The sequence below is a fragment of the Streptomyces sp. NPDC031274 genome (genome assembly GCF_055570235.1).
The window spans coordinates 1-1,863 of the sequence record NZ_JBVIHP010000134.1 but is presented as its reverse complement, the minus strand read 5'-3'; the positions used below and the strand labels follow the sequence as shown (position 1 = coordinate 1,863).

Here is a 1,863-nt window from a genome sequence, read left to right as displayed (position 1 = left end):
ATCACCAGCCCCAACAGCGCAGCAAGTTGTCGGGTAAGGAGTCCTTACCCGGCCTCCACCCCACAGGGGGCGGAGGCATCCGGCGCCGAGGCGGCACCGGGGTCGGCCGGCCCGGGGGAGCCGACCGAGATGGGGACCGGCAAGCCGTCGCTGTCCGCGTCGCGCAAGCCCGTGCAACGTCGCCGTCTGCGTGACAAGCAGCTGCGCGATCGTCGCGTCCACCCCCGCTACAACGACGACGAGTTCGCCCTTGTCCAGAACGCCGCCGCCCTGAGTCGCATGGCGCTCGGTGGCTACGTGGCCGAGTGCTCGCTCGCCGCCGCCCGCTCCGACGACCCCACCGCAGCCGTCGCCGACTACCGCGCCATGATCAAGGCGCTCATGGCCTCCAACGGGCAGCTCGGCCAGATCGGCAACAACCTCAACCAGCTCACCTGGCACCTCCACAAGGACGGCGCATGGCCCCACCCCGACACCGTCCAACGGCTTCTGGACCGCGTCGAGGCGTCAGTCGCCGAGCTGGACACCGCCATCGCTCAGGTCACCGAGGGGCGGTGAGCGGGTGATACCCAAGATCATTCTCGGCTCGGGCCCGGACGCCACACGCCGCACGATCGGCTACCTCTTCGGCAAGGGCCGGGCTAACGAACACATCGACCCGCACCTCGTGGCCTCCTGGAACGGCTTCGCCCCCAACCCTGGCCGCAGCCCTCACCGCGATGCGAAGGACGCGATGGCTCAGCTCGTCGCGCAGCTCGACCAGCCCGTGAAGATGCTGGGTGACAAGGCGCCCAAGGACACCGTGTGGCACTGCCCCGTGCGCGCCGCACCAGAAGACCCGATCCTCAGCGACGCCCAGTGGGCGGACATCGCACGCCGAATGGTGGCCGCCGCCGGTATCACCCCCGACGGTGACGAGGAAGCCTGCCGCTGGGTCGCCGTCCGCCACGCCGAAGACCACATCCACATCGCCGCCACCCTCGTACGCCAGGACGGCCGCCGCCCCGAGCGCGGCTACGACCAGCGCGCTGTCCAACGCGAGGCCCGCAATATCGAATTCGACTACGGGCTCAGGCGGTTGAAGCAGGGCGACGGAACCGGCGCCAAACGCCCCACCAGCAAGGAGCACTTCAAGGCCAAGCGCCTGGGTCAAGACGCCGCCACTCGTGACGTCCTCCGGTTGCGGGTTCGCCGCGCGGTCGCCGCCGCATCCGACGAGGTCGAGTTCCTCGCCCTGCTGGAGGCGACAGGCGTGACGGTGCGCCTCAAGCTCGGCCCCTCCGGCGACGCACTCGGCTGTAACTTCGCCCTGCCCGACGACACCAACGTCAGGGGCGAGCCGGTGTTCTACGCGGGCTCCACCCTCGCCCCCGACCTGTCCCTGCCCAAGATCCGCAAGAGCCTCGCCACCACAAGCCCTGAGCCGATCGCTGTCCGGCCGGGTGACCCGTGGCACCAGGCGACAGCCGCCGCCGAGCGCATTCCCCACCACCTCATCAACAGTTCCGACCCGACCGGCCAAGGCCAACTGGTAGCGCTCGGCACGACACTCGACATCCTGTCGATCACTGCACCGGCCGCGGTGAGGACCGAGCTGGAACAGGCCGCCCTCACCTTCGAACGCGCCACCCGCTCCCGTATTGCTGCAGACCTGGACAGCGCCCGCGTCCTGCGCCGCAGCGTCCAAGCGATCTTGCGTGAGAGGCCCGTGGACGGCGATGGGTCCGGGTTCACGATGCTCCTGGACACCGCGCTCACGGCGGTGGCATTCGCGATGCACTGGCACCGCACGCACCAGCACGCCCAGCAAGAAGCAGCCGCCGAGCAGGCCCTCGTACACCTTCAGATCGCGTACGGGCAGAT

The 1,863-nt window shown here is 69.6% G+C and carries 2 protein-coding genes; both read left to right on the top strand.

Going from position 1 to position 1,863, the window contains the following annotated elements:
* Positions 1-129: 129 nt before the first annotated feature.
* Positions 130-558, top strand: a complete 429-nt coding sequence (locus ACZ5CR_RS44240; protein WP_468869051.1) for a plasmid mobilization protein — start codon at positions 130-132, stop codon at positions 556-558.
* A gap of 4 nt (positions 559-562) precedes the next feature.
* Positions 563-1,863, top strand: a 1,301-nt coding sequence (locus ACZ5CR_RS44235) for a mobilization protein (protein WP_468869048.1), incomplete at its 3' end; no start/stop codon positions are given.